Here is a 22,385-nt window from a genome sequence, read left to right on the forward strand (position 1 = left end):
TAATGAAAGTCTTGTTTCTGGTGCAGAAAGAACAGCGCGCTATTCTGGATCGCTTGTACGAAGGTGTGGCCGAACACTGCGACTGTGACATTCGTTGGTTGAGCAGCGATGAGCAGCGCAACCTGCGCGGTTACTTCCGGCGCGAGGTCGACGTGACCCGTTACGAGCGCATTGTGTTTTTCCTGCGCTTCAAGCAAGAGATCCGCCAGGCCGGGTTTATCCGCACCCTGCCGAACCTGGTGATTCTCGAGCACGACGCTTACCAGAACTACATTCCCTGCAAATACACCGGCAAGTTCAGCGCCCATTACCGTCGGCTGCCCTGGGCGCGGGTAATCAGCTCGGGCTTCATGGTGACCGAACGCCTGCGCGCCGAAGGCTTTGATGCGGTATTCGTGCCCAAAGGCTATGACCAGTCCCTGTTGCAGCCCCAGGACCGTGAGCGGGATATCGAACTGGCGTTTGTCGGCAGTACCAACAGCGTGGCCTATAGTGGTCGCAAGGCATTGCTCGATGAGCTGGCACGGGTTGAACCTTTGGTGGTGACACGCACCAAATCCGGTGAGGAATATTGTGCGACCCTCAACCGGATTCGTTTTTTCGTCAGCGCCGATGTGGGCATGGGCGAGTACATGATCAAGAACTTTGAAGCCATGGCGTGTGGCTGTGTATTGCTGGCGTTCGATCAGGGGGCCGAGGAAAACGCGGCCTTGGGGTTCGAGGACATGGTCAATGTGGTGTTCTACAAGGACATCCCGCAGTTGCAGGAAAAACTCGCCGTGCTGCGGTCCAACCCGCAACTGGCGGCAGATATCGCGCATTGTGGGCAGGCGCTCGCGGTCAGCCAGTTCAGCTTTGCGCGTATCGGCCAGCGCATTGTCGAAGCCCTCAAGGCGCCGCTGCGGCCCCGTGCTCCCTTGAGTATGTTGGAAAGGTTGCGTCTGAAGCTGGGCGTTTGATGTCGGCTAAATGGCCATGGATGATGGCTATATGATATTATCGAGGCGTTAATGCAATTCTCCGATCAAAGCGACATAACGCTCGTGGTGACCAGTTGCGGTCGCTTCGATTTGTTGAAACGCACGCTCGAGAGCTTCGATCTGTTCAATACGGCGGCGATACGTGAAGTCTTCATTACCGAAGACTCCGGCGACGACGCCGTGCGCCATGCGGTTCCGGAGCACTGGCACAGTCATTGCACTTTCCTGATCAACCGCCCGAAACTTGGGCAGTTGGCGTCCATCGACCTGGCTTACGAGTCGGTCAAGACCCCCTACATATTCCATTGCGAGGATGACTGGGCGTTTTATCGACCGGGCTTTGTCGAGGACTCCAAGACGGTGCTGGAGCAGCGGCCCGATATTTTGCAGGTGTGGCTGCGCAACTATGTTTATGACTTGCAGGTGCACAGCCCCTATATCCATTTGGGGCCGCGTGAAGTGATTGGCGGGGTGCCGTGTTATCCCCTGCTGTCCGACAAGCCTGAGTGGCAGGGGTTTTCGCTGAACCCCGGGTTGCGACGCATCAAGGAATATCGCTTGTGCGCGCCCTATGCCGGGTTCGGAGGAGAGAAGGGGTTATCCAAGCGTTACGCGCAGCTGAACCTGGCGGCCGTGACTCTGGAAGGCGATGCGGTTTTGCATACCGGTTTCGGTTTGCATGTGGCGACGGCGGAAGAGCGCTTGACCAAGGCGCGGCGCAAGCGGCGAGAGCGGATCAAGCTGGCGGCCATGCTGGTACTGGGTGTCGGTATCGGCTGGCTGATCCATTAAGTAACTACGACAAGCCACCACAACGCCGCAAAAGGTCATTTTTTCGATGAGTATCCTCAATATCATGTGGGCCGGTGGTTCTGCATTCTCCTCAGTGCAGAAGGTCCACCAGCAGATACTTTCCCACGCGGTTTGCCGTGCACCGATCACTACCTGGTTGCTTCAAGGCCGCTCGCAGGAGAGTGAGCCGGCAGTGGAGTGGAACCTCTCTTCCGCCCGACTCAAGGGCAGGCATCTTTGGAAGTTATTGATGCCCTGGATGCGCGCGCGTTTCCAGAAGGCGTTGCCGGACGATCTTGAAGTTGTCTTACTCGACGGCGTAGGCGTGGCCCGGGTGATGTTGCCGGTGCTCAAGCACTTGCCACATGTGCGCGCCGTGGTTGTGTTTCATGGCGTCACGCGCATGCGCCGGGCGGACCAGAAGCTGTTTGCGCAGTTTCCGGCGGCGCAACTGACCCTGGCGGCCGTGTCGCAAACCTTGGCTCACTCGATCGAGCGTTTCCTGCAACGGCCCGTGACGGTGCTGCGCAGTGCGTTTGATCCGGTGGCGTTTCGTGCCGCCGCGCTATCGCGGGCGCAGGCGCGCGCTCGCCTGGGCCTGCCGTTGGAAGGCTCGCCCGTGCTCGGGGCGGTTGGCCGATTGGTCGACGGCAAGGGGTTTGGTTGTTTGCTGGACGCGTTCGCCGCTGTGTCGGTGGATCAACCGGACGCGCGCCTGGTCATTATCGGCGAAGGAGACGCGCGGCCTGCGCTTGAGGCGCGTATCGCACAGCTTGGCTTGCAGGACAAAGTTTCGCTGCCGGGTCATCTGCCGGACGCGGCGACGCTGTACCGGGCTTTTGATTGGGTGGCCATTCCGTCGACGCAAGAAGGTTTGGGGTTGATCCTGCAAGAGGCGGTAATGGCCGGGGTTCCGGTGCTGACCAGCGAATTGGCCGTGTTCCGCGAGCAGTTGGCGGACGCCGGCTGGTACGCCCCTTCCGATGATGCGCAGGCTTGGGGTCGCCTGATGGAGCGTGCGTTCGCCACGTCTGTCGAGGGCGTGCTCGAGGCTCAGTCACGCGCATTGGCGCCGGAGCAAGCCTGGAAGGACTTCAGTGAAACCTCCCAGCGCCTGTTTTCATGCCGCTAGCAGCGCTTGCTCCAGTGCTTGCATTGGAAAGCGTTCGTTCAGCTTCTCGCGCGCAATATAACGTGCGAAATGTTGCAAGTTACGCCGTGCGAGCTCCGGGTTAAGCGGTGCGCGCAAAAAGCGCATGTCCGCGACGTCAATCAGCCCCATTTCGTTATCAGGTGTGACAACGATATTGCCCAGGTGCAGGGAGCGGAAGTAAATTCCCGCGCCATGCAGGCGGCGGATCAGCGCCACCAGCGGGTCGAGGTTCGATAGCCAGTCAAAGCCTTCCTGGTTGGAAATCTGGCGCAGTGTTTCGCCCGGCAGCGGGCGATACAGCACGGCAGTCATACCGGGCGCAGCCAGTTGAAAGAACGCGAGGACGGTCAAGGTGGGAATGCCGCGCTGTTGCAGTTGCGCCACGTTGTCGATGAAACGCTTGGAGTAGGGGCGAAACAGCGCCGACGAGAACAGGCGCTTGCGGCGAAACAGTTTGAGGATATTCCCGTCGGCCAGCAGGTAGACTTTGGGGCCGTAGCTGTCCTTTTCGAGGATTCGGGCACCTTCAATCATCGCGTTTAAATCGGCTTGGGGAAGCCTTGAACATTGCATCGTCGGAAAGCCTTGTGGGGAGTCGCGGGCACAGTGATCGGTAATAATGCCGAAAGTTTTGGGTTTTAACCATGCCGGGTTGGCAGGTTGAACGTATTCAGGAGCGGGTGATGCAAGCAAGTCGTTGGGCGCAGGTATGGATGATTTTCGGGTTACTTTGGTTTTTGCTGGCAATTGCCTTCGCGCCGACCAACAAGATTTATCAACAAGGCTTGACCCTGTTTCTGTGGTTGCCGGCCATGGTGTTTGCCTGGTCGGCCCGTGAACGCCTCAAGGAAGTCTGGCGTGAGCAGCGCTGGATCTGCCTGATGGTGGCGGCGTTGGCCATCTGGGGCGCAATCAGCCTGCTGTGGACCAATGCCCAAGACCCGTCGCGCGAGGCCAAGCGCCTGCTGTATATCGGCGTGTTCCTGCTGTTTTTTCCGGTGTTTGCTTGCGGGCGCACCGAGCAAGTCATCCGTGTGATGCAGTGGGGTGGTTTCGGCCTGGCCCTGTCTTCGCTGGTGACGATCATCAAGTTCTATGGCCTTGAGCATAACGCCTGGAATGCGCGCATCGAGGGCTTGGGGCAGTTGTCCCATCCGATCCTGGGCGCCTATGTGATTGGCCTGGCCGCCGTCTGGTTGCTGCACTGGCTGCCGCGTGGGCGCTGGATGCAGGTGGTGTGGGCGGTGTCCATCGCGCTGCTCGGGCTCTTTGTGGTGCTCAGCCAAAGCCGCGGTGCCGCATTGGCCTTGCTGCTGACCGTCGTGGCGATGCCGGCCTGGTGCCGCGACCGACGTACCGCAGTGATCGCGATCGGGGCGGTGATTGCCGCGCTGGCAGTGTTCTTCGCCATGCAATCGCTGGTCATGTCTCGGGGTGTCTCTTACCGACCGCAGATCTTCATGGCGGCCGTCCAGATGATTTCCGAGCGCCCGTGGACCGGCTTGGGCCTGGGTGGCGACTACAAGGTGTTTGCCGACGGCCTGAATTTCGATCACGCCCACAACCTGTTCTCCCACGTCGCGATCGAGCTGGGCCTGCCCGGCCTGCTGTTGTGGTGCGGGCTTTGGTTCGGCGTGTTGTGGCAAGCCTGGAAGGCCCGCGACACGCTCTACGGCAAGGGCGTCATCGGTATGTGGGTGTTTTCGTTCCTGGCCATGCAGTTCGACGCGGCCAGCCTCACGGGCACCCCTCGGGCCGAGTGGTTTATCTCGTGGCTGCCGATTGCGCTGGCCAGTGTCTTGGTCTGGGCTCGGGTCAACCCCGACGCATGTGATAAAGTTCGCGTCCTACCCAATCAGTGAGCTCGACACATGAGTGACGCACCGCCCAAAGCGGACCAGGAATCCAGCCTTAAAATCTATTTGAGGCTGCTGGGCTATGTGAAACCGTACATCGGCATGTTCATGCTGAGTATCGTGGGCTTCGTGATCTTTGCTTCCACCCAGCCGATGCTCGCCGGGATCCTCAAGTACTTCGTGGATGGCTTGAGCAACCCCGACGTGGTGTTCCTGCCCAACATACCCTTGTTCAAGGACCTGAAGCTGCTGATGGCCGTGCCGCTGCTGATCATCCTGATCGCCGCGTGGCAGGGCCTCGGCTCGTTCCTTGGCAACTATTACTTGGCCAAGGTTTCCCTGGGCCTGGTGCATGATCTGCGCGTGCAGTTGTTCAACAAGCTGCTGGTACTGCCCAACCGTTATTTCGACACGCACAATTCCGGGCACCTTATTTCCCGCATCACCTTCAACGTGACCATGGTCACCGGCGCCGCCACGGATGCGATCAAGGTCGTGATCCGCGAAGGCCTGACGGTGGTGTTCCTGTTCGGCTACTTGCTGTGGATGAATTGGAAGTTGACCCTGGTGATGCTGGCCATCCTGCCGCTGATCGCCGTGATGGTTGGCAGCACCAGCAAGAAATTCCGCAAGCAGAGCAAGAAGATCCAGGTGGCAATGGGCGACGTCACCCACGTGGCCTCGGAAACGATCCAGGGTTATCGCGTGGTCCGCAGCTTCGGCGGCGAAAGCTATGAGGAACGCCGTTTCGCCGCGGCCAGCCAGAGCAACACCGAAAAACAGATGCGCATGACCAAGACCGGTGCGGTTTACACGCCAATGCTGCAGTTGGTGATCTACACCGCAATGGCCGCGCTGATGTTCCTGGTGCTGTTTTTGCGCGGTGACGCGACGGCTGGCGACCTGGTGGCCTACATCACCGCTGCGGGCCTGTTGCCAAAGCCGATCCGCCAGTTGTCGGAAGTCAGCTCGACCATCCAGAAAGGCGTCGCCGGTGCCGAGAGCATCTTCGAACAGCTCGACGAAGAGCCGGAAGTCGACAGTGGCACCGTGGAGCGTGATCGCGTCAGCGGTCGCCTGGATGTGCGCAACCTGAGCTTCACTTACCCGGGTACCGAGCGCGAAGTGCTGAAGAACATCAGCTTCACGGCCGAGCCTGGGCAGATGATCGCCCTGGTCGGGCGCTCAGGCAGCGGCAAGTCCACGCTGGCCAGCCTGATCCCGCGTTTCTACCATCACGAAACTGGCGACATCCTGCTCGATGAAGTGGAGATCGAAGACTACCGCCTGCGCAACCTGCGCCGGCATGTGGCCCAGGTCACGCAGCACGTCACGCTGTTCAACGACACCGTGGCCAACAACATCGCCTACGGCGACCTGGCGGATGCCCCGCGCGCAGACATCGAGAAAGCCGCCACCGATGCCTACGCCATGGACTTCATCGCCGAACTGCCCCATGGCCTGGACACTGAAGTCGGTGAAAACGGCGTGCTGCTGTCCGGCGGCCAGCGCCAGCGCTTGGCCATTGCCCGCGCACTGCTCAAGAATGCCCCGCTGCTGATCCTGGATGAAGCGACTTCGGCGCTCGACACCGAGTCCGAGCGCCATATCCAGGCCGCGCTGGACAAAGTCATGAAGGGCCGCACCACCCTGGTGATCGCGCACCGACTGTCGACCATCGAGAAAGCCGACATGATTCTGGTGATGGACCACGGTGAAATTGTCGAGCGTGGTACACACGTGCAACTGCTGGCCATGGGCGGCTATTACTCGCGCCTGCACGCCATGGGCCTCGATGAGCCGGTAACGGCCAACATCACCTGATGGGCCGGGGCGCGCAAAGTGCCCCGGATTTTGTATCAAGCCCCTTACAGGCTTGACCAAAGCCAAATAATTCCCAGCCTGGCGTTTGTTATGTTGGCCTTCTCGATTCGAATGACGAACGAGAGGGCTAACCTTCTTGCGTGGGTAATGGAATGCTGCAACGTCTGTTCTGGAAACTGCTTCCCAAACCCCAACGGGTGTTTCTGCTGGGGCGATTGCCCGTGGTGGATCGCCAGGCGGTGAATAAATCCCTGTCTGGCGTGATCGCGCTGCCCCGTGCGTTCGAACGGCACCAATGCGTATTCATTCACGTGCCAAAATGCGCCGGCAGCAGCGTCTGCGCGGCGTTGCTCGATGGGCGCTGGCCGGGCCACCTGCCGTATTACTGGTACCAGCAGCAATTTCCCGAACACTGCGCACGCAGCTTCAAGTTTGCCTTCGTGCGTGACCCGCTGGAGCGCGCTTACTCGGCCTATACCTACTTGCGCAGCAACAACATGGGCGCCCGCGACCTGCACGCCCAGGCATTGGTGTGCAGCTACCGCGACTTCGATCATTTCGTCGCGGGCTGGTTGCACTCGGACAACCTGCGCCGCCAGCTGCACTTTGCTCCCCAGACCGACTTCCTGGTTGATCACATGGGCGCCATGGCCATGGATTTCCTGGGCCGCCAGGAATCCCTGGCGCAAGACTTCGCACGGTTGTGCGAACGCCTCGGCGTGACGTCGTCGCTGCCCCATCTCAACGTTTCACTCGGGCGGCGCAGCGAGCCGGTCATAAACTTCTGCACCCTGCGTACGCGTCGCCTGGTCCGGCGTGCCTATCAGCGTGACTACGAGGTCCTGGGTTATGAATAATCCGTCGCTCTCCCAGGCTGGCGCGTCCATTCGGCCCTTTGCCCTATCGCTGTCCGTGGCCGCGCGGGCGGCGCTCAAGCACCAGCAGCCTTGCTGCCTGTGGCTGACGGGGTTGTCCGGGTCCGGCAAGTCGACCCTGGCCAATGCACTGGAAGTGCAGCTCAATGAGCAGGGCAGGCACACCTTCGTGCTCGATGGCGATAACGTGCGCACAGGGTTGTGCAACGACCTGGGCATGAGCGATGCGGCACGCAAGGAAAACATCCGGCGTATCGGCGAAGTGGCGCGGCTGATGGTCGACGCGGGATTGATCGTGATCGTCTCGGCGATTTCTCCGTTCAGCGCCGACCGCGCGACGGCCAAGGCATTGTTCGCTGAAGGACAGTTTCTTGAGGTTTACATCAGCACCCCGTTGGATGTGTGTGCGCGGCGCGATCCCAAGGGCTTGTACCGCGCGGCGCTGGACGGACGCATCAAGGCCTTCACCGGGCTCGACAGCCCCTACCAGGCGCCGCTTGCAGCCGACTGCGTGATCAACACCGATGAGGTCGAGCTGGCGGACGCAGTGGCGCATGTCTTGAGGGCTCTGTTCAAAAAATGAGCAGATTTTTCGCCTGATGCATCCCGGATAAAGCTCTCGAACTAGGCGGCGCTCACCCTGTGCTAATATCGCGCCCCTGTTCATTTTGTATGTGGGTTGCTCCATGAAGTTGTCCATGCCGCGATTCGATCAAGCCCCTGTCTTGGTGGTCGGCGATGTCATGCTCGACCGTTACTGGCATGGTGGTACCTCACGGATTTCCCCTGAGGCGCCGGTACCGGTAGTCAAGGTCGAGCAAATCGAAGACCGTCCAGGTGGCGCTGCCAACGTTGCCCTCAATATTGCCGCCCTCGGCGCCCCGGCCTCACTGGTCGGCGTGACCGGCGACGACGAAGCCGCCGACAGCCTGGCCAACAGCCTGCGCGGTGCCGGCGTGCGCGCGCTGTTCCAGCGCATTGCCCATCAGCCGACCATCGTCAAGCTGCGGGTCATGAGCCGTCACCAGCAATTGCTGCGTATCGATTTCGAAGAACCCTTCGCCACCGACGCCCTGGCCCTGAGCGGCCAGGTCGACGAGTTGCTCGAAGGCATCAAGGTGCTGGTGTTGTCCGACTACGGCAAAGGCGCTTTGAAGAATCACCAGATGCTGATCCAGGCCGCCAAGGCTCGCAACATTCCGGTATTGGCCGATCCCAAGGGCAAGGACTTCTCGATTTATCGTGGCGCCAGCCTGATCACGCCGAATCTCAGCGAGTTCGAAGCCATCGTCGGCGGTTGCGCCGATGAGCACGACCTGGTGACCAAGGGCGCCGTGCTCATGGCCGACCTCGACCTCGGCGCCTTGCTGGTAACCCGTGGCGAACACGGCATGACCCTGCTGCGCCCTGGCCACCCGGCAATGCACTTGCCGGCACGTGCGCGCGAAGTGTTCGACGTCACCGGCGCCGGTGACACGGTGATTTCCACCCTGGCCGCTTCGATTGCGGCCGGCGAAGAACTGCCCCACGCCGTGGCCCTGGCCAACCTGGCGGCGGGCATCGTGGTGGGCAAGCTGGGGACCGCGGCCATTAGCGCGCCCGAGTTGCGCCGTGCGATCCAGCGCTCCGAAGGCTCGGAACGCGGCGTGCTGACCATCGAGCAATTGCTGCTGGCGATTGACGATGCTCGCGCCCATGGTGAAAGCATTGTGTTTACCAATGGTTGCTTCGACATCCTGCACGCCGGCCACGTGACGTATCTGGAGCAGGCCAGCGCCCAGGGCGATCGCTTGATCGTGGCGGTCAACGACGACGCCTCGGTCAGCCGCCTGAAAGGCCCCGGCCGCCCCATCAACAGTGTCGACCGGCGCATGGCGGTGCTGGCGGGCCTGGGCGCGGTGGACTGGGTGATCAGCTTTTCTGAAGCGACCCCGGAAAACCTGCTGGCCCAGGTCAAGCCGGACGTGCTGGTCAAGGGTGGCGATTATTCCGTCGACCAGGTCGTCGGCGCGGACATCGTCAGCGCCTACGGCGGCAAGGTCAAAGTCCTGGGGCTGGTCGAGAACAGCTCGACCACCGCCATTGTCGAGAAGATCCGCAACCATGAGTAAATGGGTGCTGATCACTGGCGGCGCGGGCTTTATCGGCTCGCACCTGGTCGATGCGCTACTCGCCAAGGGCTACGGCGTACGGGTGCTGGATAACCTGTCCACCGGCAAGCGCAGCAACCTGGCGTTGGACAACCCGCGGGTCGAGCTGCTGGAAGGTGATGTGGCCGATGCGGCACTGGTGGCCCGTGCCGCCGTGGGTGCAACGGCGGTGGTGCATCTGGCGGCGGTGGCTTCGGTGCAGGCCTCGGTGGATGACCCGGTCAGCACGCACCTGAGCAATTTCGTGGGCACCTTGAATGTCTGCGAAGCCATGCGCAAAGCCGGCGTCAAACGCGTGGTGTACGCCTCCAGCGCAGCGGTGTATGGCAACAATGGCGAGGGCGCTTCGATTGATGAAGAGACCGTCAAGGCACCGTTGACGCCTTATGCGTCCGACAAATTGGCCGGTGAGTATTACCTCGACTTCTACCGCCGCCAGCATGGCCTGGAGCCGGTGGTCTTCCGCTTCTTCAATATCTTCGGGCCGCGCCAGGATCCCTCATCGCCGTATTCCGGCGTGATCAGTATCTTCAGCGCGCGCGCGCAGCAGGGCATGCCGATTGCCGTGTTTGGCGATGGCGAGCAAACCCGTGATTTCATGTACGTGGAAGATCTGGTGGATGTGTTGGTGCAGGCTATTGAAGCGCCAGCGGCGCCAGTGGGCGCAATCAATGTAGGCTGGAACCGTACCACCACGCTCAAGCAAGTGCTGAAGGCGTTGGAAGAGATAGTTGGCACGTTGCCGGCGGTGAGCTATGGGCCGGCGCGCTCTGGGGATATCCGGCATTCGCGGGCGAACAACCAGCGGTTGCTTGCCAGCTTTACGCTGCCCGAGCCTACTCCGTTGAAAGTCGGTCTGGAACGCTTGCTTAACGGCTGAAGCGGTCGACTGTGGGAGCTGGCTTGCCTGCGATAAAATCACCTCGGTGTGCCTGATACAGTGAGGTGTCTGCATCGCAGGCAAGCCAGCTCCCACATAACCCAGCTTCGCCATCAGATTCAGGTCAGGCCTTGGCTTTTTTCTTCGGCACGATCTTGCGCAGCACCCGTTGTGCCAGGCGCTTGAGTTTCGATTCCTTCTCCGGCACTGCCAAACCTTGCTGGCGCAGCCAATCCTTCCAGCGAATCCGCTCCTCCCGCACCAGCCAGCCTTCCTGCCGGGCGAAGCTTTCCGCCAGGTACAAACCCCGTGTGCTCGCCGGGTAGAGCTGGTCTTTCTTGACGGTGTACAGCTCGGCCACGGGTTGGCCGTCTTTGAGCGGCATCAGGTACAGGTCCGGGCGCTGGCGGTCCAGGCGCGCGACCAGTTGGTCACCCTCCAGGCGCTCGTCCACATGGAACAGGCTCAGGGATTTGGCTTCCTTGGGCACTTCCAGGCGCAGATCGTAGATCAATTGCAGCGATGCGGTAGGCAGGTGCACATAGGCGCGTGGGCGTTCAATCAACTGCGTGGTGGCGCATCGCACCGGGCGGGCCGCACCCGACAAGGGGCTCAGGCGAAAGGGCAGGGCTTCGCGGTAGTGCAGCGCGGCGGAGTAGGGCGCCGGCAGCCAGGTGTCGTTGAAGCGCCCGCTGAGCCAGCCTTCCGGGGTTTCCAGCAGGCACTCTTCGGCGATTTCCTGGATGGCGGTGTGCAGCGGCAGGTTCAGTTCATGGGCGGGCACATAGCCGGAGATCAGCTTGAGCACCACATCGCCACGGTCCTGGCGGCGCTGGCGGACCAGCACCCAGTAATCGCGGTTCTGCCAATGCAGGGTCAGTCGCACCGACACCCCGAGGTTGGCCAGTTCCAGGGCGAAACGCTCGGGATCGGCGACGTCCACCGGCTTACGCCGTTGCAGGGTCTGGGCAAAATTGAGCGGCATGCCGACGCTCTGGTAACTCAGGCCTTCCGGGGTGGCTTCGACGTGCAGCGGCAGTGTCTTGAAGTTGCTGGGGTTCTTTCTTATGAGCGTTCGCGGCATGTCGGCTCCTTTTTGCGACGGGGTCGGCCGCGTCGGCGGCATCAGAGTTGACGGATGACCTTGGCAGCGGTCGCCACGTTATGGGCCAGGTGCAGCGGATTAATGGTCCCGACAATAGCACTGGCGACGCCCGTTTGCGCAAACAACAACATGAAACTGGCTCGAATTGGATCCACTCCGGGTTCCAGGCAAACGTGACCGCTGGCCAGGGCTTTTTTCACCAGGATGCCCTTGCCATGCGCCGCCGCATAATCAATGACGGCTTTCTCGGTCTGTTCGTTCAAATTGTAGGTAACCATCGCGCAGTCGCCTTGTTCCAGGGCCTTCAGCCCGCCTTCGACGGTCTTGCCGGAAAAGCCGAAGCCGCGGATCTTGCCTTCCTGTTTCAACTCGGCCAGGGTCTGGTAGACCTCGCAGTCGTCAAGGATATGCAGGTCGTTGCCGTCGGAGTGCACCAGCACCAGGTCGATAAAATCAGTTTCAAGTCGTTTCAAGCTGCGTTCGATCGACAGGCGGGTGTGTGCCGCGCTGAAGTCGTGGCGGGACACGCCGTCTTCGAACTCTTCACCGACCTTGCTGACAATCACCCAATCCTTGCGCTGGCCACGCAGCAGTGGCCCCAGGCGTTCCTCGCTCATGCCATAGGCCGGCGCGGTATCGATCAGGTTGATGCCCAGTTCGCGGGCCTGGCGCAGCAGCATGCGGGCTTCGTCGTCACCGGGAATCTGGAAACCGCTGGGGTACTTCACCCCCTGGTCGCGGCCCAGCTTGACAGTGCCCAGGCCCAGTGGCGAAACGCGCAGGCCGGTGCTGCCCAAATCGCGATGCAGGTCGTGCAGGGTGGGCAGGCTCATGGCAGCAATTGCTCCCAGGCAGGTACGCCGAGGGCGGGTTTTGGCAAGTCCGGCAGTGGCCCGCTGGCGCTTGGGCGGATACCGTCACGTTCCAGGCTGTTGATCACCCGATCGGCGAAATCCGGCGCCAGCGCCAGCTTGGTCGGCCAACCTACCAACAGGCGGCCCTGCTCGGCGATAAAGGCGTTGTCGGGGCGGCTAAGGCCCGATTGCAGGGGCTCGGCGCGGTCGACACGCAGGGTGGCCCACCGGGTCTGGCGCATGTCGATCCACGGCAGCAATTGCGCCAGCTCTTTCTGGGCAGTGGCGATCTGTTCTTCAGGTGTGCGCGCCACGCCATCGGCTTCGGCGATGTCGCCGCCCATGTACCAGACCCAGTTGCCATCGGCCGCAGGGTGAGTGGTGACGGTGATGCGCGGCTTGGTGCCGCCGCCCAGGCAGTGAGCATACAGCGGCTTCAAGCCGGGGCCTTTGGCGATGATCATGTGCAATGGACGCTTTTGCATGGCCGGCTGGCTCAGGCCCAGCGCGCTCAACAGGTCGGCCGTCCCTGCGCCGGCACTCAACACGATGCGCTGGGCGCGGATCTCGCGACCGTCCACCTTCAAGCCCACCAACGCGTCGCCTTCGCGCAGCGGTTCGATCTGCTGCCCGGCGAGCAAACCATCGCCGGCCAGTTGCGCCAGGCGTTCGATCAGGCTTGGTACATCGACGACCAATTCCGCCAGGCGATAGACCTTGCCCTTGAAGCGACGGTCTTGCAGCGCCGGGGGCAGGTCATCGCCCTTGACCTGATCGACGCGGCCGCGCACGGCCTTGCTGGCAAAGAAGCTGGTGAGGTTGCCGGCGAGGGTACCGGGCGACCACAGGTAATGGGCCTCGGACAGTAGACGTACGCCGGACAGATCCAACTCGCCCTGACCCGCCAGCGCTTCACGCCAGCGGCGCGGCATGTCGGCAATGGCTTCGGAGGCGCCGGTGAGCGCGCCGTGCAGGGCGTATTTCGCACCGCCGTGAATGATGCCCTGGGATTTTACGCTTTGCCCGCCACCCAGGCTGGCGCTTTCCACCAGCACCGTGGAGAACCCCTGGCGGCGCAGGCGCGCATTCAGCCAGAGGCCGGCAACCCCGGCGCCGACAATCAGAACGTCGGTGGAAATAACGGATGGCATGGGCGACCTCAGTGTTCAAGACAAGGGGCGCAGTATACAGCCTGTTGACGGGTGGTCAGTGCCCGGCGGTTTTCGAGAACAATTGGATCACCACCACGCCCAGCACAATCAGGCCCATGCCCAGCATCGCCGGAACATCCAGTTTCTGCCCGTAGATGAACAACGCCGCGATGCTCACCATCACAATGCCCATACCGGCCCACACCGCGTAGGCCACGCCGACCGGCACGGTGCGCACCACCAGCGTCAGCATCCAGAACGCGATGCCGTAGCCGACGATCACCAGCAGCAGCGGGATCGGTGTGCTCCAGCCCTTGATGGCTTTCATGGAAACGGTGGCGATCACTTCCGAGCAGATGGCGATAGCCAGGTAGCAGTAGGCGGCGTTCATGGGTGAATCCTCGGGATAAAAGCAATCAGATAAGGCCTGCATTCTAGAGTTCTCTGAGATGCGGTAAAGTCATTACCTATCCGAATCAGAGATAGGTTGAGCCATGAGCGTGCAATGGGATCTGGAGCAGATGCGCTTGTTTGTCAGCGTGGCCGAGCAGCGCTCGTTTTCGGCGGTGGCGCGCCAGCAGCGCAAGGCCCAATCGGCGGTCAGCAATGCGATAGCCCTGCTGGAGGCGGACCTGGGCGTGAGCCTGTTCGAGCGCAGCAGCGGCCGCCAGCCTCGGCTGACCGAAGCCGGCAGCGTGTTGCTCGAAGAGGCACGCGAAGTACTGCGCCAGTGTGAACGGCTCAATGGTCGGGCGCTGTCGCTGACGCGCGGCGAAGAGGCTTGCCTGCGCCTGGCCCAGGATGAAGCGATGCTGTTCCAGCCGGTACTCGATAGCCTTGAGGCGCTGGCGGTGCAGTACCCGCTGCTGGAAGTGCAGTTATCCAGCGCCGCCCAGGGCGATGTGGCGCGCAAGCTGGTGGAGCGCAAGGCGGACCTGGGCCTGTTGTTCTATCACGACCAGATCCCCGAAGCCCTGGAGCGGCGGGTGGTCGGTAGCGTGGAGATGGTCACGGTATGCGGTGTCAATCACCCGCTGGCCAGGGAAACCTACGTGACGTGCCAGCACCTGGCGCAGTTTCGCCAGTTGCTGATGTCGACCCAGACCAGTGTCTACCCCGGCAGTGAAGCCGCCAGCCCGCTGGTGTGGCGCGCCGACAGTTTCTACGTGTTGGCCGAATGGTTGATGAGTGGCCTGGGCTGGGCCTGGCTGCCCCGGCATATCGTGCAGTACCCGACCTACCAGCAACAAATGGTCGAATTGCGCAGCGAGTGGACGCCGCCGGCCCTGGTGGTCGAGCTGGTCTGGCGGCGCGACGAGCACTTGGGGCCTGCCGCGCGGTTCCTGGCCAAACGATTTGCCGAGTGCCTGCAGGCGATCGACTGAAAAAGCCGATAAACTCCGCCGCCATGAATAGAACTCTCTACAGCTGTCTGTTTTACCTGGCGCTGCCGCTGGTGGCTTTACGTTTGTGGCTGCGCGCGCGCAAGGCGCCGGCCTATGCCCAGCGCGTCGGCGAGCGCTTCTCCTATGGCTTGCCGGCGATGCAGCCAGGCGGAATCTGGGTGCATGCGGTGTCCGTGGGCGAAAGCATCGCTGCCGCGCCGATGGTGCGCGCGCTGTTGGAGCGCTATCCGCAGTTGCCGATCACCGTCACCTGCATGACCCCCACCGGTTCGGAGCGCATCCAGGCCTTGTTCGCCCATGAGCCGCGCATCCAGCACTGCTATCTGCCCTATGACTTACCGTGCGCGGCCAGGCGTTTCCTTGATCGCGTGCAGCCCAGACTGGCGGTGATCATGGAGACCGAGCTGTGGCCCAACCATATTCACGCCTGCGCCCAGCGCGGTATTCCAGTGGCGCTGGCCAACGCGCGGCTGTCGGCGCGCTCCGCCAAGGGGTATGCACGCTTCGCCAGGCTGACCGCGCCGATGCTGGCGCAGATGAGCCTGTTCGCCGTACAGACGCAAACCGAGGCCCAGCGCTTCCTGAGCCTGGGGGCCCGGCCCGAAACCGTCGACGTCACCGGTTCGATCAAGTTCGACCTGACCATCGACCCGCAACTGCCCGCGCGCGCGGCCGCGTTGCGCGCGCAGTGGGGCGCCAGCGAGCGGCCGGTCTGGATCGCCGCCAGCACCCACGAAGGCGAAGATGAAGTGGTACTGGCGGCCCATCGCCAGTTGCTCGAAAGCTATCCCAATGCGCTGCTGATTCTGGTGCCGCGCCATCAGGAGCGCTTCGGGCCGATGTTCGAACTGTGTGAGCAGCAAGGCTTTGCCACGGTGCGGCGTTCCAGCGGCATGCCCGTCAGCACGCAAACCAACGTGCTGCTCGGCGATACCATGGGTGAGCTGCTGTTTCTCTACGCCTTGGCCGACAGCGCCTTCGTTGGCGGCAGCCTGGTCGCGACCGGTGGGCATAACCCGTTGGAGCCGGCGGCGTTGGCCCTGCCGGTGATCATGGGGCCGCATGTGTTCAACTTTCTTGAGATCACCGCGATGATGCGCGAAGCCGGGGCGTTGCGACAGATCGATGACGCCGAGGGGCTGGCCGAAGCCGTGCGCCAGTTGTTCGAACTGCCACAGGATGCACGCCGGATGGCACAGGCGGGGCTGAAGGTGATGCAGGCCAATCAGGGGGCTTTGAAGCGCTTGCTGGAGGGGCTGAACAAACTGCTCAACCACTGAATCAACACGGACGAAAATGTGGGAGCTGGCTTGCCTGCGATGCAGACGCCTCGGTACATCAGATGCACCGAGGTGATGCTATCGCAGGCAAGCCAGCTCCCACATTAGCTCGTGGTGAACTCAGTTATTCGAGCGGGCCTTGAGTTGCTCGGCGGCGGCCTTGGCCAGGTCCGGCGGCAGGAAGTCGCGGTCCGGGTTGTAGTCGGCCTTGAGGTAACGCGCCAGGTCCTGCAAATCCCCTGGGTTCAGGGTGCCGGCCGCCTGCTTCAGGCGCAGGTTGTCGAGGATGTAGTCGTAGCGGCTGTTGTTGTAGTTGCGCACCGAGGCATAGAGCTGGCGCTGTGAGTCGAGCACGTCGACGATATTGCGCGTACCCACCTGATAACCGATTTCCGTGGCCTCCACCGCGCTCTGGTTGGAGATGATCGACTGGCGGCGCGCCTGTACCTGCTCCACATCGGTGTTCACCGCGCGGTGCAGGTTGCGCGTGTTTTCCACCACCTGGCGGCGCAGGCCTTCGCGTTGCTGCTCGGTCTGGCCCAGGCGCGAGTAGGATTCACGCACCTGCGAGCTGGTCAGCCCGCCGCTGTAGAGCGGGATGTTCAGGCGCAGGCCGATGGTGCGTTGTTCCACGTCGCCCCGATAAGGCGTGCCGAAGGCATTCGGGTTGCTGAAGCCGAGGGCATCGTTGTCACCTTTTTCGTACTGCGCCACGGCGTCCAGAGTCGGCGCATGCCCGGCCTTGCGCTGCCTGAGGGTTTCTTCGGCGGCAGTGACGGCGTAGTTGCTGGCGAGCAGGTTCAGGTTCTGGCGGCCGGCGGTTTCAACCCAGGCCTTGGCGTCGTTCGGCAATGGCGGTAATACGGGCAGTGTGTGCACGATGCCCTGGATTGAATTGTACTGGCGGTTGGTCAGGGTGATCAGCGCCTCGAACGCGTCTTCCACCTGACGCTGCGCCAGGATCCGGTTGGCGCGGGCGGTGTCGTAGCTGGCCTGGGACTGCAGCACGTCGGTCTTGTCCGACAGGCCAACGTCGAAGCGCTCGTTGGATTGGTCCAGTTGGCGCTTGAAGGCGTTTTCTTCGGCCTTGGTCGACGCCAGGTTGTCCTGGGCGCGCAGCACGGCGAAGTAGCTTTCGGCGCTTTGCAGGATCAGGTTCTGTTCGGTGGCCGACAGTTGCAGCGCGGCCTGCTCGTTGGTGGCTTCGGCCGCCTGCAACTGGAACCAGCGGTCGGCGCGGAACAACGGCTGGCTCAAGGTCGCGCGCCAGGAGTGGGCATCGCGGTTGGCGGTGGCCGCCGGCGTGTCGATCTGGGTGCGCACGTTATTGATATCGGCACCACCCGACAGGTTAGGCAGCAGCCCGGCTCGGGCCTGGGGCACCACTTCCTTTTGCGCACCGTATTGGGCGCGGGCGGCCGCCAGGTCGGCATTGTTGTCCACGGCTTCCTGGTAGACGCTGACCAGGTCGGTTCTGGCGGACAAGGGCGCTTCAGCTGCCCAGACCAGTCCGTTGGTCGCACAAGACACGGCAACAGCCAGTGAGAGTTTGCGCAGCATGAGGCGATCCCTGAATTAATATTACGGCTATAATTTATTGGTCAAGGCTACGGTGACGGATTAAGAGCGTCAAGCCTTGAGGCAGCTCCGGAGTGTAGTGGCGCTTATCCCGCGCAACAATCCTGTAATCACGCCATTCATCACGCTGAATGCACCGCTATTGGCAATTTGCCCGCGCCATGGTCTAGACTGGCCATGTTCTTGTCGGGGTGCCTTGTTGGAAGGCTGAGATCGGTAAATACCGGATCCCGTTGAACCTGATCAGGTTAGCGCCTGCGTAGGGAACAAGATTTCTCGTCACCCGGCGAGTCCTCTTGTGCTTCGTCCGGGATGCTGTTCGACCATCGAACAGCCCTCGTGCACCGAGCACAGCACTGGTTCCAGTGCGTCCATCCGTCCCAGGTTCGCTCCGACAAAAATCCACCGCCTGGATAGTTGGAGAGCCCGTGATGAGCACAGAACTAAAAAATACAAAGCTGAAAAACACCGTGCACCTGAGTGAATCGGCCAAGGTCGACGCAGGCTCCGTGCAGCCCTTCACCCGTTCGCAGAAAATTTATGTGCAGGGCACCCGCCCGGACATCCGCGTGCCGATGCGTGAAGTCAGCCTGGACGTGACGCCCACCGATTTCGGCGGTGAGATCAACGCCCCCGTGGTGGTCTACGACACTTCCGGGCCGTACACCGACCCCAACGTAACCATCGATGTGCGCCAAGGCCTGGGCGATGTGCGCTCGCCGTGGATCGAGTCCCGTGGCGACACCGAGCGCCTGTCCGGCCTCAGTTCGCACTTCGGCCAACAGCGTCTGAGCGACGCCGAACTGACCGCCCTGCGCTTTGCCCACGTGAAGAACCCGCGCCGCGCCAAGGCCGGCGCCAACGTCACGCAGATGCACTACGCGCGCAAAGGCATCATCACCGCCGAGATGGAATACGTCGCCATCCGCGAAAACATGAAGCTCGAAGAGGCCCGCGCCAGTGGCCTGCTCGACCAGCAACACGCCGGCCACAGCTTCGGCGCCAGCGTGCCGAAAATCATTACCCCGGAATTTGTGCGCGAAGAAATCGCCCGTGGTCGCGCGATCATTCCGGCCAACATCAACCACACCGAACTGGAACCGATGATCATCGGCCGCAACTTCCTGGTGAAGATCAACGGCAACATCGGCAACAGCGCCCTGGGTTCGTCCATCGAAGAAGAAGTGGCGAAACTCACCTGGGGCATTCGCTGGGGTTCGGACACGGTCATGGACCTGTCCACCGGCAAACACATTCACGAAACCCGTGAGTGGATCATCCGCAACTCGCCCGTGCCGATCGGCACCGTACCGATCTACCAGGCCCTGGAAAAAGTCGGTGGCGCCGCCGAGGACCTGACTTGGGAGTTGTTCCGTGACACCTTGATCGAGCAGGCCGAGCAGGGCGTCGACTACTTCACCATCCACGCCGGCGTGCTGCTGCGTTACGTACCGCTGACCGTCAAGCGTGTGACCGGCATCGTATCCCGTGGCGGCTCGATCATGGCCAAGTGGTGCCTGGCGCACCACAAAGAGAACTTCACCTACACGCATTTCGACGAAATCTGCGAAATCATGAAGGCCTACGACGTCAGCTTCTCCCTCGGCGATGGCCTGCGCCCGGGTTCGATTGCCGACGCCAACGACGCCGCACAGTTCGGCGAGCTGGAAACCCTCGGCGAACTGACCAAGATCGCCTGGAAGCACGACGTGCAAACCATGATCGAAGGCCCTGGCCACGTGCCGATGCAGTTGATCAAGGAGAACATGGACAAGCAGCTCGAATGCTGCGACGAAGCGCCGTTCTACACCCTTGGCCCGCTGACCACCGACATTGCGCCGGGCTACGACCACATCACCTCCGGCATCGGCGCGGCGATGATCGGCTGGTTCGGTTGCGCGATGCTGTGCTACGTCACGCCCAAGGAGCACCTGGGCTTGCCGAACAAAGATGACGTGAAGACCGGGATCATCACCTACAAGATCGCCGCGCACGCCGCCGACCTTGCCAAAGGCCATCCCGGCGCGCAGATCCGCGACAACGCCCTGAGCAAGGCGCGTTTCGAGTTCCGCTGGGAAGACCAGTTCAACCTCGGCCTGGACCCGGACACCGCGCGGTCGTATCACGACGAAACCTTGCCGAAGGACTCGGCCAAGGTCGCGCATTTCTGCTCGATGTGCGGGCCCAAGTTCTGCTCGATGAAGATCACCCAGGAAGTGCGCGAGTACGCGGCCAACCAGCGGATTGACGCGGTGGACGTGGACGTGGCCAAGGGCCTGGCCGAGCAGGCGGAGCGGTTCAAGCAGGAGGGGAGTCAGCTTTACAAGAAAGTCTGATCCCATGATCGTTCCCACGCTCCGCGTGGGAATGCATCTCGTGACGCTCCGCGTCACAAAGGCGGACGCAGAGCGTCCAAAGCGGCATTCCCACGCGGAGCGTGGGAACGATCAGCTCCTCAGAGATATCTCCCTTGAGCATTCAACCCAGCACCTATTCCCCTGACATCGCGGTACCCGCCGACAAACGCGTCTTCGGCGCCCGCGATCTGTTTTCCCTGTGGTTCTCCCTCGGCATCGGCCTGATGGTCCTGCAAACCGGTGCTTTGCTCGCGCCCGGCCTTGGCCTGTCCGGCTCATTGCTGGCGATCTTCCTCGGCACCCTGGTCGGCGTACTGCTGCTGGCGGCCGTCGGCGTGATCGGCAGCGACACCGGCTTGTCCGCCATGGCCGCCCTGAAGCTCAGCCTCGGCGCTAAAGGCGCGAGCCTGCCGGCGCTGTTGAACCTGCTGCAACTGATCGGCTGGGGCTCATTCGAGATCATCGTGATGCGCGATGCAGCCAGCCTGTTGGGCTCGCGGGCATTCGGCGAAGGCAGCCTGCTGACCAGCCCATTGCTGTGGACCCTGTTCTTCGGTGGCCTGGCGACCCTGCTTGCCGTCAGCGGCCCATTGACCTTCGTGCGCCAGATCCTGCGCAAATGGGGCATCTGGCTGCTGCTCGCCGCCTGCCTGTGGCTCACCTGGAACCTGTTTGCCAAAGCCGACCTCGCCGCACTCTGGGCCCAGGCGGGTGACGGTTCGATGCCGTTCGCGGTGGGTTTCGATATCGCCATTGCCATGCCGCTCTCGTGGCTGCCGCTGATCGCGGACTACTCGCGCTTCGGCAAACGCGCAAAAAGCGTGTTCGGCGGTACTGCGCTCGGGTTCTTTATCGGTAATTTCTGGCTGATGAGCCTGGGCGTGGCCTACACCCTGGCATTTGCGCCGAGTGGTGAAGTGAACGCGCTGCTGCTGGCGCTGGCCGGCGCCGGCCTGGGAATTCCGCTGCTATTGATCCTGCTGGACGAGTCGGAAAACGCCTTTGCCGATATTCACTCGGCGGCGGTCTCCAGCGGGATATTGTTGCGCTTGAAGGTCGAGCACCTGGCATTGGCGATCGGCGTGATCTGCACCCTGATCGCCTGCTTTGCGCCGTTGGCCCAGTACCAGAACTTCCTGTTGCTGATCGGCTCGGTGTTTGCGCCGCTGTTTGGCGTGGTGCTGGTGGATCACTTCATCCTGCGCCGCCGTGGCCAGGGTGTGATCGCCAACCTGCGTTGGCCGGCGTTGTTGGCCTGGCTGGGCGGCATCGCCACCTATCATCTGCTGGCCACTCTGTATCCGGATGTCGGCGCAACCCTGCCGGCACTGGTGCTGGCAGGGCTGCTGCAGTTTATCCTCGGCCGGGCCTTCAGCGGCGCGCGGGCACCAGTTCAGGCTTGAGGATGCCGTCGAGGCGCGAGTAGGGAATCTGCAACTCGACGTGGCCCAGGGCGTATGGCGCGATGGTGCTGGTGGGGTACTTGAGGATCACTGCGCCGTAGGTCAGCGCCACGTTCGGGGTTTTCTGGAAGGGGTAGGTTTTCACAAACTCCGGTTCCAGGCTCAGGCGGGTGCTGATCAGCCAGCTGTTGTGGGCCACCTGGGCGGCTTTCCAGAACGCATCTTCCTTGCCGGGCAGGAGCATGTCGGTCAGCGACAAGGCCTTTTGCTGCTGGCGCGAATAGTTGATGAACGCGCGGCCCGGCTCGCCGTGGGTGGCGCCCTGGTCGAGGTAGCTGGACAGTTCGATGATCACCAAGCCGTCATGCTGCTCGCGTACCTTGGCCTGCAAGTACATGCTATTGCGTGGCGCGGCGGTGCGCAGGAACTGCTCGCTGTAGCTCGCAAGGCTGGTCGGCAGCGGGTCGCTCGGGGAGGTCTGGGTCATTTCCAGCAGGCGCTGTTCGATCAAGGCGTCCAGCTTGGGTTCCTTGGCGAAATGCACGGTGTCGATATTCACCAACGGGCAATCGGCGCTGGCGCAGCCCGGCTTGCTTTGCTCGGTGGCATCGCGGGTGGCTTCCAGCGGCGTGCGCCAGTTGGGTTGGAACAGGCTTTGGCAGGCACCGAGGGTCAAGGCGATGCAGGCCACGGAGGCAATTTTTAACAGCGACATGGATGTCCTTCGTCTAACGATAAGAG

Annotated in this window: 20 protein-coding genes and 1 riboswitch; of the genes, 13 read left to right on the forward strand and 7 right to left on the reverse strand. The window is 62.1% G+C overall.

What is annotated here, in order from left to right; translation table 11 throughout:
* The first annotated feature begins 2 nt into the window (after window positions 1-2).
* The 3 genes from BLL36_RS12910 to BLL36_RS12920 are packed head-to-tail and all read left to right on the forward strand — an operon-like array spanning window position 3 to window position 2,904.
* Entirely contained in the window at window positions 3-959 is a 957-nt protein-coding gene (locus BLL36_RS12910) for a glycosyltransferase family protein (RefSeq protein WP_076951818.1), read from the forward strand.
* Between the two features lie 51 nt (window positions 960-1,010).
* Complete coding sequence (locus BLL36_RS12915) at window positions 1,011-1,772, forward strand: glycosyltransferase family 2 protein (RefSeq protein WP_076951819.1); 762 nt, start codon at window positions 1,011-1,013, stop codon at window positions 1,770-1,772.
* 46 nt (window positions 1,773-1,818) lie between these two features.
* Entirely contained in the window at window positions 1,819-2,904 is a 1,086-nt protein-coding gene (locus tag BLL36_RS12920) for a glycosyltransferase (RefSeq protein WP_076951820.1), read from the forward strand.
* Here BLL36_RS12920 and BLL36_RS12925 read toward each other — a convergent pair.
* The gene (locus BLL36_RS12925; RefSeq protein WP_076951821.1) at window positions 2,893-3,498 is read right to left on the reverse strand and encodes a BUD32 family EKC/KEOPS complex subunit; all 606 of its coding nucleotides are present in this window, start codon (window positions 3,496-3,498) and stop codon (window positions 2,893-2,895) included. The genes BLL36_RS12920 and BLL36_RS12925 overlap by 12 nt on opposite strands.
* A gap of 110 nt (window positions 3,499-3,608) precedes the next feature.
* Here BLL36_RS12925 and BLL36_RS12930 point away from each other — a divergent pair, with 110 nt between their 5' ends.
* The 6 genes from BLL36_RS12930 (at window position 3,609) to BLL36_RS12955 (ending at window position 10,510) form a co-directional block, all read left to right on the forward strand.
* Entirely contained in the window at window positions 3,609-4,787 is a 1,179-nt protein-coding gene (locus BLL36_RS12930; RefSeq protein ID WP_076951822.1) for an O-antigen ligase family protein, read from the forward strand.
* A 9-nt stretch (window positions 4,788-4,796) separates the two neighbouring features.
* The gene (gene msbA, locus BLL36_RS12935) at window positions 4,797-6,605 is read left to right on the forward strand and encodes a lipid A export permease/ATP-binding protein MsbA (protein ID WP_076951823.1); all 1,809 of its coding nucleotides are present in this window, start codon (window positions 4,797-4,799) and stop codon (window positions 6,603-6,605) included.
* A 152-nt stretch (window positions 6,606-6,757) separates the two neighbouring features.
* A complete protein-coding gene (locus tag BLL36_RS12940; protein ID WP_076951824.1) occupies window positions 6,758-7,462 on the forward strand; it encodes a sulfotransferase family 2 domain-containing protein in 705 nt (234 codons plus the stop codon).
* Entirely contained in the window at window positions 7,455-8,063 is a 609-nt protein-coding gene (gene cysC / locus BLL36_RS12945; protein ID WP_076951825.1) for an adenylyl-sulfate kinase, read from the forward strand. The genes BLL36_RS12940 and cysC overlap by 8 nt, the downstream gene beginning before the upstream one ends.
* A gap of 103 nt (window positions 8,064-8,166) precedes the next feature.
* Window positions 8,167-9,591 carry a bifunctional D-glycero-beta-D-manno-heptose-7-phosphate kinase/D-glycero-beta-D-manno-heptose 1-phosphate adenylyltransferase HldE gene (hldE, locus tag BLL36_RS12950; protein WP_076951826.1) on the forward strand — a complete coding sequence of 475 codons (1,425 nt, stop codon included), beginning with the start codon at window positions 8,167-8,169 and terminating at the stop codon, window positions 9,589-9,591.
* Window positions 9,584-10,510, forward strand: coding sequence for an NAD-dependent epimerase/dehydratase family protein (locus BLL36_RS12955; RefSeq protein ID WP_076951827.1), 927 nt, complete (start codon window positions 9,584-9,586; stop codon window positions 10,508-10,510). The genes hldE and BLL36_RS12955 overlap by 8 nt, the downstream gene beginning before the upstream one ends.
* Before the next feature lie 124 nt (window positions 10,511-10,634).
* Here the strand turns inward: BLL36_RS12955 and BLL36_RS12960 are convergent, their stop codons facing one another.
* From BLL36_RS12960 to BLL36_RS12975, 4 genes are read right to left on the reverse strand one after another with little or no spacing between them, the layout of a single operon-like run.
* Window positions 10,635-11,594, reverse strand: coding sequence for a metal ABC transporter ATPase (locus BLL36_RS12960; protein WP_076951828.1), 960 nt, complete (start codon window positions 11,592-11,594; stop codon window positions 10,635-10,637).
* 41 nt (window positions 11,595-11,635) lie between these two features.
* Window positions 11,636-12,448: an aldo/keto reductase gene (locus tag BLL36_RS12965; protein WP_076951829.1), complete on the reverse strand. Its 813-nt coding sequence runs from the start codon at window positions 12,446-12,448 to the stop codon at window positions 11,636-11,638.
* Window positions 12,445-13,620: an NAD(P)/FAD-dependent oxidoreductase gene (locus tag BLL36_RS12970; protein WP_076951830.1), complete on the reverse strand. Its 1,176-nt coding sequence runs from the start codon at window positions 13,618-13,620 to the stop codon at window positions 12,445-12,447. The genes BLL36_RS12965 and BLL36_RS12970 overlap by 4 nt, the downstream gene beginning before the upstream one ends.
* 55 nt (window positions 13,621-13,675) lie before the next feature.
* A complete protein-coding gene (locus tag BLL36_RS12975) occupies window positions 13,676-14,011 on the reverse strand; it encodes a DMT family transporter (RefSeq protein ID WP_076951831.1) in 336 nt (111 codons plus the stop codon).
* Between the two features lie 103 nt (window positions 14,012-14,114).
* On the opposite strand from BLL36_RS12975, the gene BLL36_RS12980 reads away from it, so the two are divergent.
* A complete protein-coding gene (locus tag BLL36_RS12980; protein WP_076951832.1) occupies window positions 14,115-15,005 on the forward strand; it encodes a LysR family transcriptional regulator in 891 nt (296 codons plus the stop codon).
* Window positions 15,006-15,028: 23 nt separating this feature from the next.
* Window positions 15,029-16,306, forward strand: a complete 1,278-nt coding sequence (gene waaA, locus BLL36_RS12985; protein ID WP_076951833.1) for a lipid IV(A) 3-deoxy-D-manno-octulosonic acid transferase — start codon at window positions 15,029-15,031, stop codon at window positions 16,304-16,306.
* 120 nt (window positions 16,307-16,426) lie between these two features.
* Here waaA and BLL36_RS12995 read toward each other — a convergent pair whose 3' ends face one another.
* Window positions 16,427-17,866 carry a TolC family outer membrane protein gene (locus BLL36_RS12995; protein WP_076951834.1) on the reverse strand — a complete coding sequence of 480 codons (1,440 nt, stop codon included), beginning with the start codon at window positions 17,864-17,866 and terminating at the stop codon, window positions 16,427-16,429.
* Between the two features lie 195 nt (window positions 17,867-18,061).
* Window positions 18,062-18,167: riboswitch (TPP riboswitch) on the forward strand.
* 148 nt (window positions 18,168-18,315) lie between these two features.
* On the opposite strand from BLL36_RS12995, the gene thiC reads away from it, so the two are divergent.
* Both thiC and cytX read left to right on the forward strand, forming a co-directional pair.
* The gene (gene thiC / locus BLL36_RS13000) at window positions 18,316-20,220 is read left to right on the forward strand and encodes a phosphomethylpyrimidine synthase ThiC (RefSeq protein ID WP_076951835.1); all 1,905 of its coding nucleotides are present in this window, start codon (window positions 18,316-18,318) and stop codon (window positions 20,218-20,220) included.
* Between the two features lie 134 nt (window positions 20,221-20,354).
* Complete coding sequence (cytX, locus tag BLL36_RS13005; protein WP_076951836.1) at window positions 20,355-21,644, forward strand: putative hydroxymethylpyrimidine transporter CytX; 1,290 nt, start codon at window positions 20,355-20,357, stop codon at window positions 21,642-21,644.
* On the opposite strand, the gene BLL36_RS13010 is transcribed toward cytX, so the two are convergent.
* A complete protein-coding gene (locus BLL36_RS13010) occupies window positions 21,613-22,359 on the reverse strand; it encodes an RsiV family protein (protein WP_076951837.1) in 747 nt (248 codons plus the stop codon). The two genes, cytX and BLL36_RS13010, sit on opposite strands and share 32 nt — an antisense overlap.
* Between the last annotated feature and the right edge of the window lie 26 nt (window positions 22,360-22,385).

The organism is Pseudomonas cedrina subsp. cedrina, assembly GCF_001983175.1.
Classification (GTDB): domain Bacteria; phylum Pseudomonadota; class Gammaproteobacteria; order Pseudomonadales; family Pseudomonadaceae; genus Aquipseudomonas; species Aquipseudomonas cedrina.

Coding starts and splice junctions, on each gene's coding strand:
- BLL36_RS12910 (WP_076951818.1), top strand. CDS start 3: ATGAAAGTCTTGTTTCTGGTGCAGAAAGAACAGCGCGCTATTCTGGAT.
- BLL36_RS12915 (WP_076951819.1), top strand. CDS start 1,011: ATGCAATTCTCCGATCAAAGCGACATAACGCTCGTGGTGACCAGTTGC.
- BLL36_RS12920 (WP_076951820.1), top strand. CDS start 1,819: ATGAGTATCCTCAATATCATGTGGGCCGGTGGTTCTGCATTCTCCTCA.
- BLL36_RS12925 (WP_076951821.1), bottom strand. CDS start 3,498: ATGCAATGTTCAAGGCTTCCCCAAGCCGATTTAAACGCGATGATTGAA.
- BLL36_RS12930 (WP_076951822.1), top strand. CDS start 3,609: ATGCAAGCAAGTCGTTGGGCGCAGGTATGGATGATTTTCGGGTTACTT.
- msbA (WP_076951823.1), top strand. CDS start 4,797: ATGAGTGACGCACCGCCCAAAGCGGACCAGGAATCCAGCCTTAAAATC.
- BLL36_RS12940 (WP_076951824.1), top strand. CDS start 6,758: ATGCTGCAACGTCTGTTCTGGAAACTGCTTCCCAAACCCCAACGGGTG.
- cysC (WP_076951825.1), top strand. CDS start 7,455: ATGAATAATCCGTCGCTCTCCCAGGCTGGCGCGTCCATTCGGCCCTTT.
- hldE (WP_076951826.1), top strand. CDS start 8,167: ATGAAGTTGTCCATGCCGCGATTCGATCAAGCCCCTGTCTTGGTGGTC.
- BLL36_RS12955 (WP_076951827.1), top strand. CDS start 9,584: ATGAGTAAATGGGTGCTGATCACTGGCGGCGCGGGCTTTATCGGCTCG.
- BLL36_RS12960 (WP_076951828.1), bottom strand. CDS start 11,594: ATGCCGCGAACGCTCATAAGAAAGAACCCCAGCAACTTCAAGACACTG.
- BLL36_RS12965 (WP_076951829.1), bottom strand. CDS start 12,448: ATGAGCCTGCCCACCCTGCACGACCTGCATCGCGATTTGGGCAGCACC.
- BLL36_RS12970 (WP_076951830.1), bottom strand. CDS start 13,620: ATGCCATCCGTTATTTCCACCGACGTTCTGATTGTCGGCGCCGGGGTT.
- BLL36_RS12975 (WP_076951831.1), bottom strand. CDS start 14,011: ATGAACGCCGCCTACTGCTACCTGGCTATCGCCATCTGCTCGGAAGTG.
- BLL36_RS12980 (WP_076951832.1), top strand. CDS start 14,115: ATGAGCGTGCAATGGGATCTGGAGCAGATGCGCTTGTTTGTCAGCGTG.
- waaA (WP_076951833.1), top strand. CDS start 15,029: ATGAATAGAACTCTCTACAGCTGTCTGTTTTACCTGGCGCTGCCGCTG.
- BLL36_RS12995 (WP_076951834.1), bottom strand. CDS start 17,866: ATGCTGCGCAAACTCTCACTGGCTGTTGCCGTGTCTTGTGCGACCAAC.
- thiC (WP_076951835.1), top strand. CDS start 18,316: ATGAGCACAGAACTAAAAAATACAAAGCTGAAAAACACCGTGCACCTG.
- BLL36_RS13010 (WP_076951837.1), bottom strand. CDS start 22,359: ATGTCGCTGTTAAAAATTGCCTCCGTGGCCTGCATCGCCTTGACCCTC.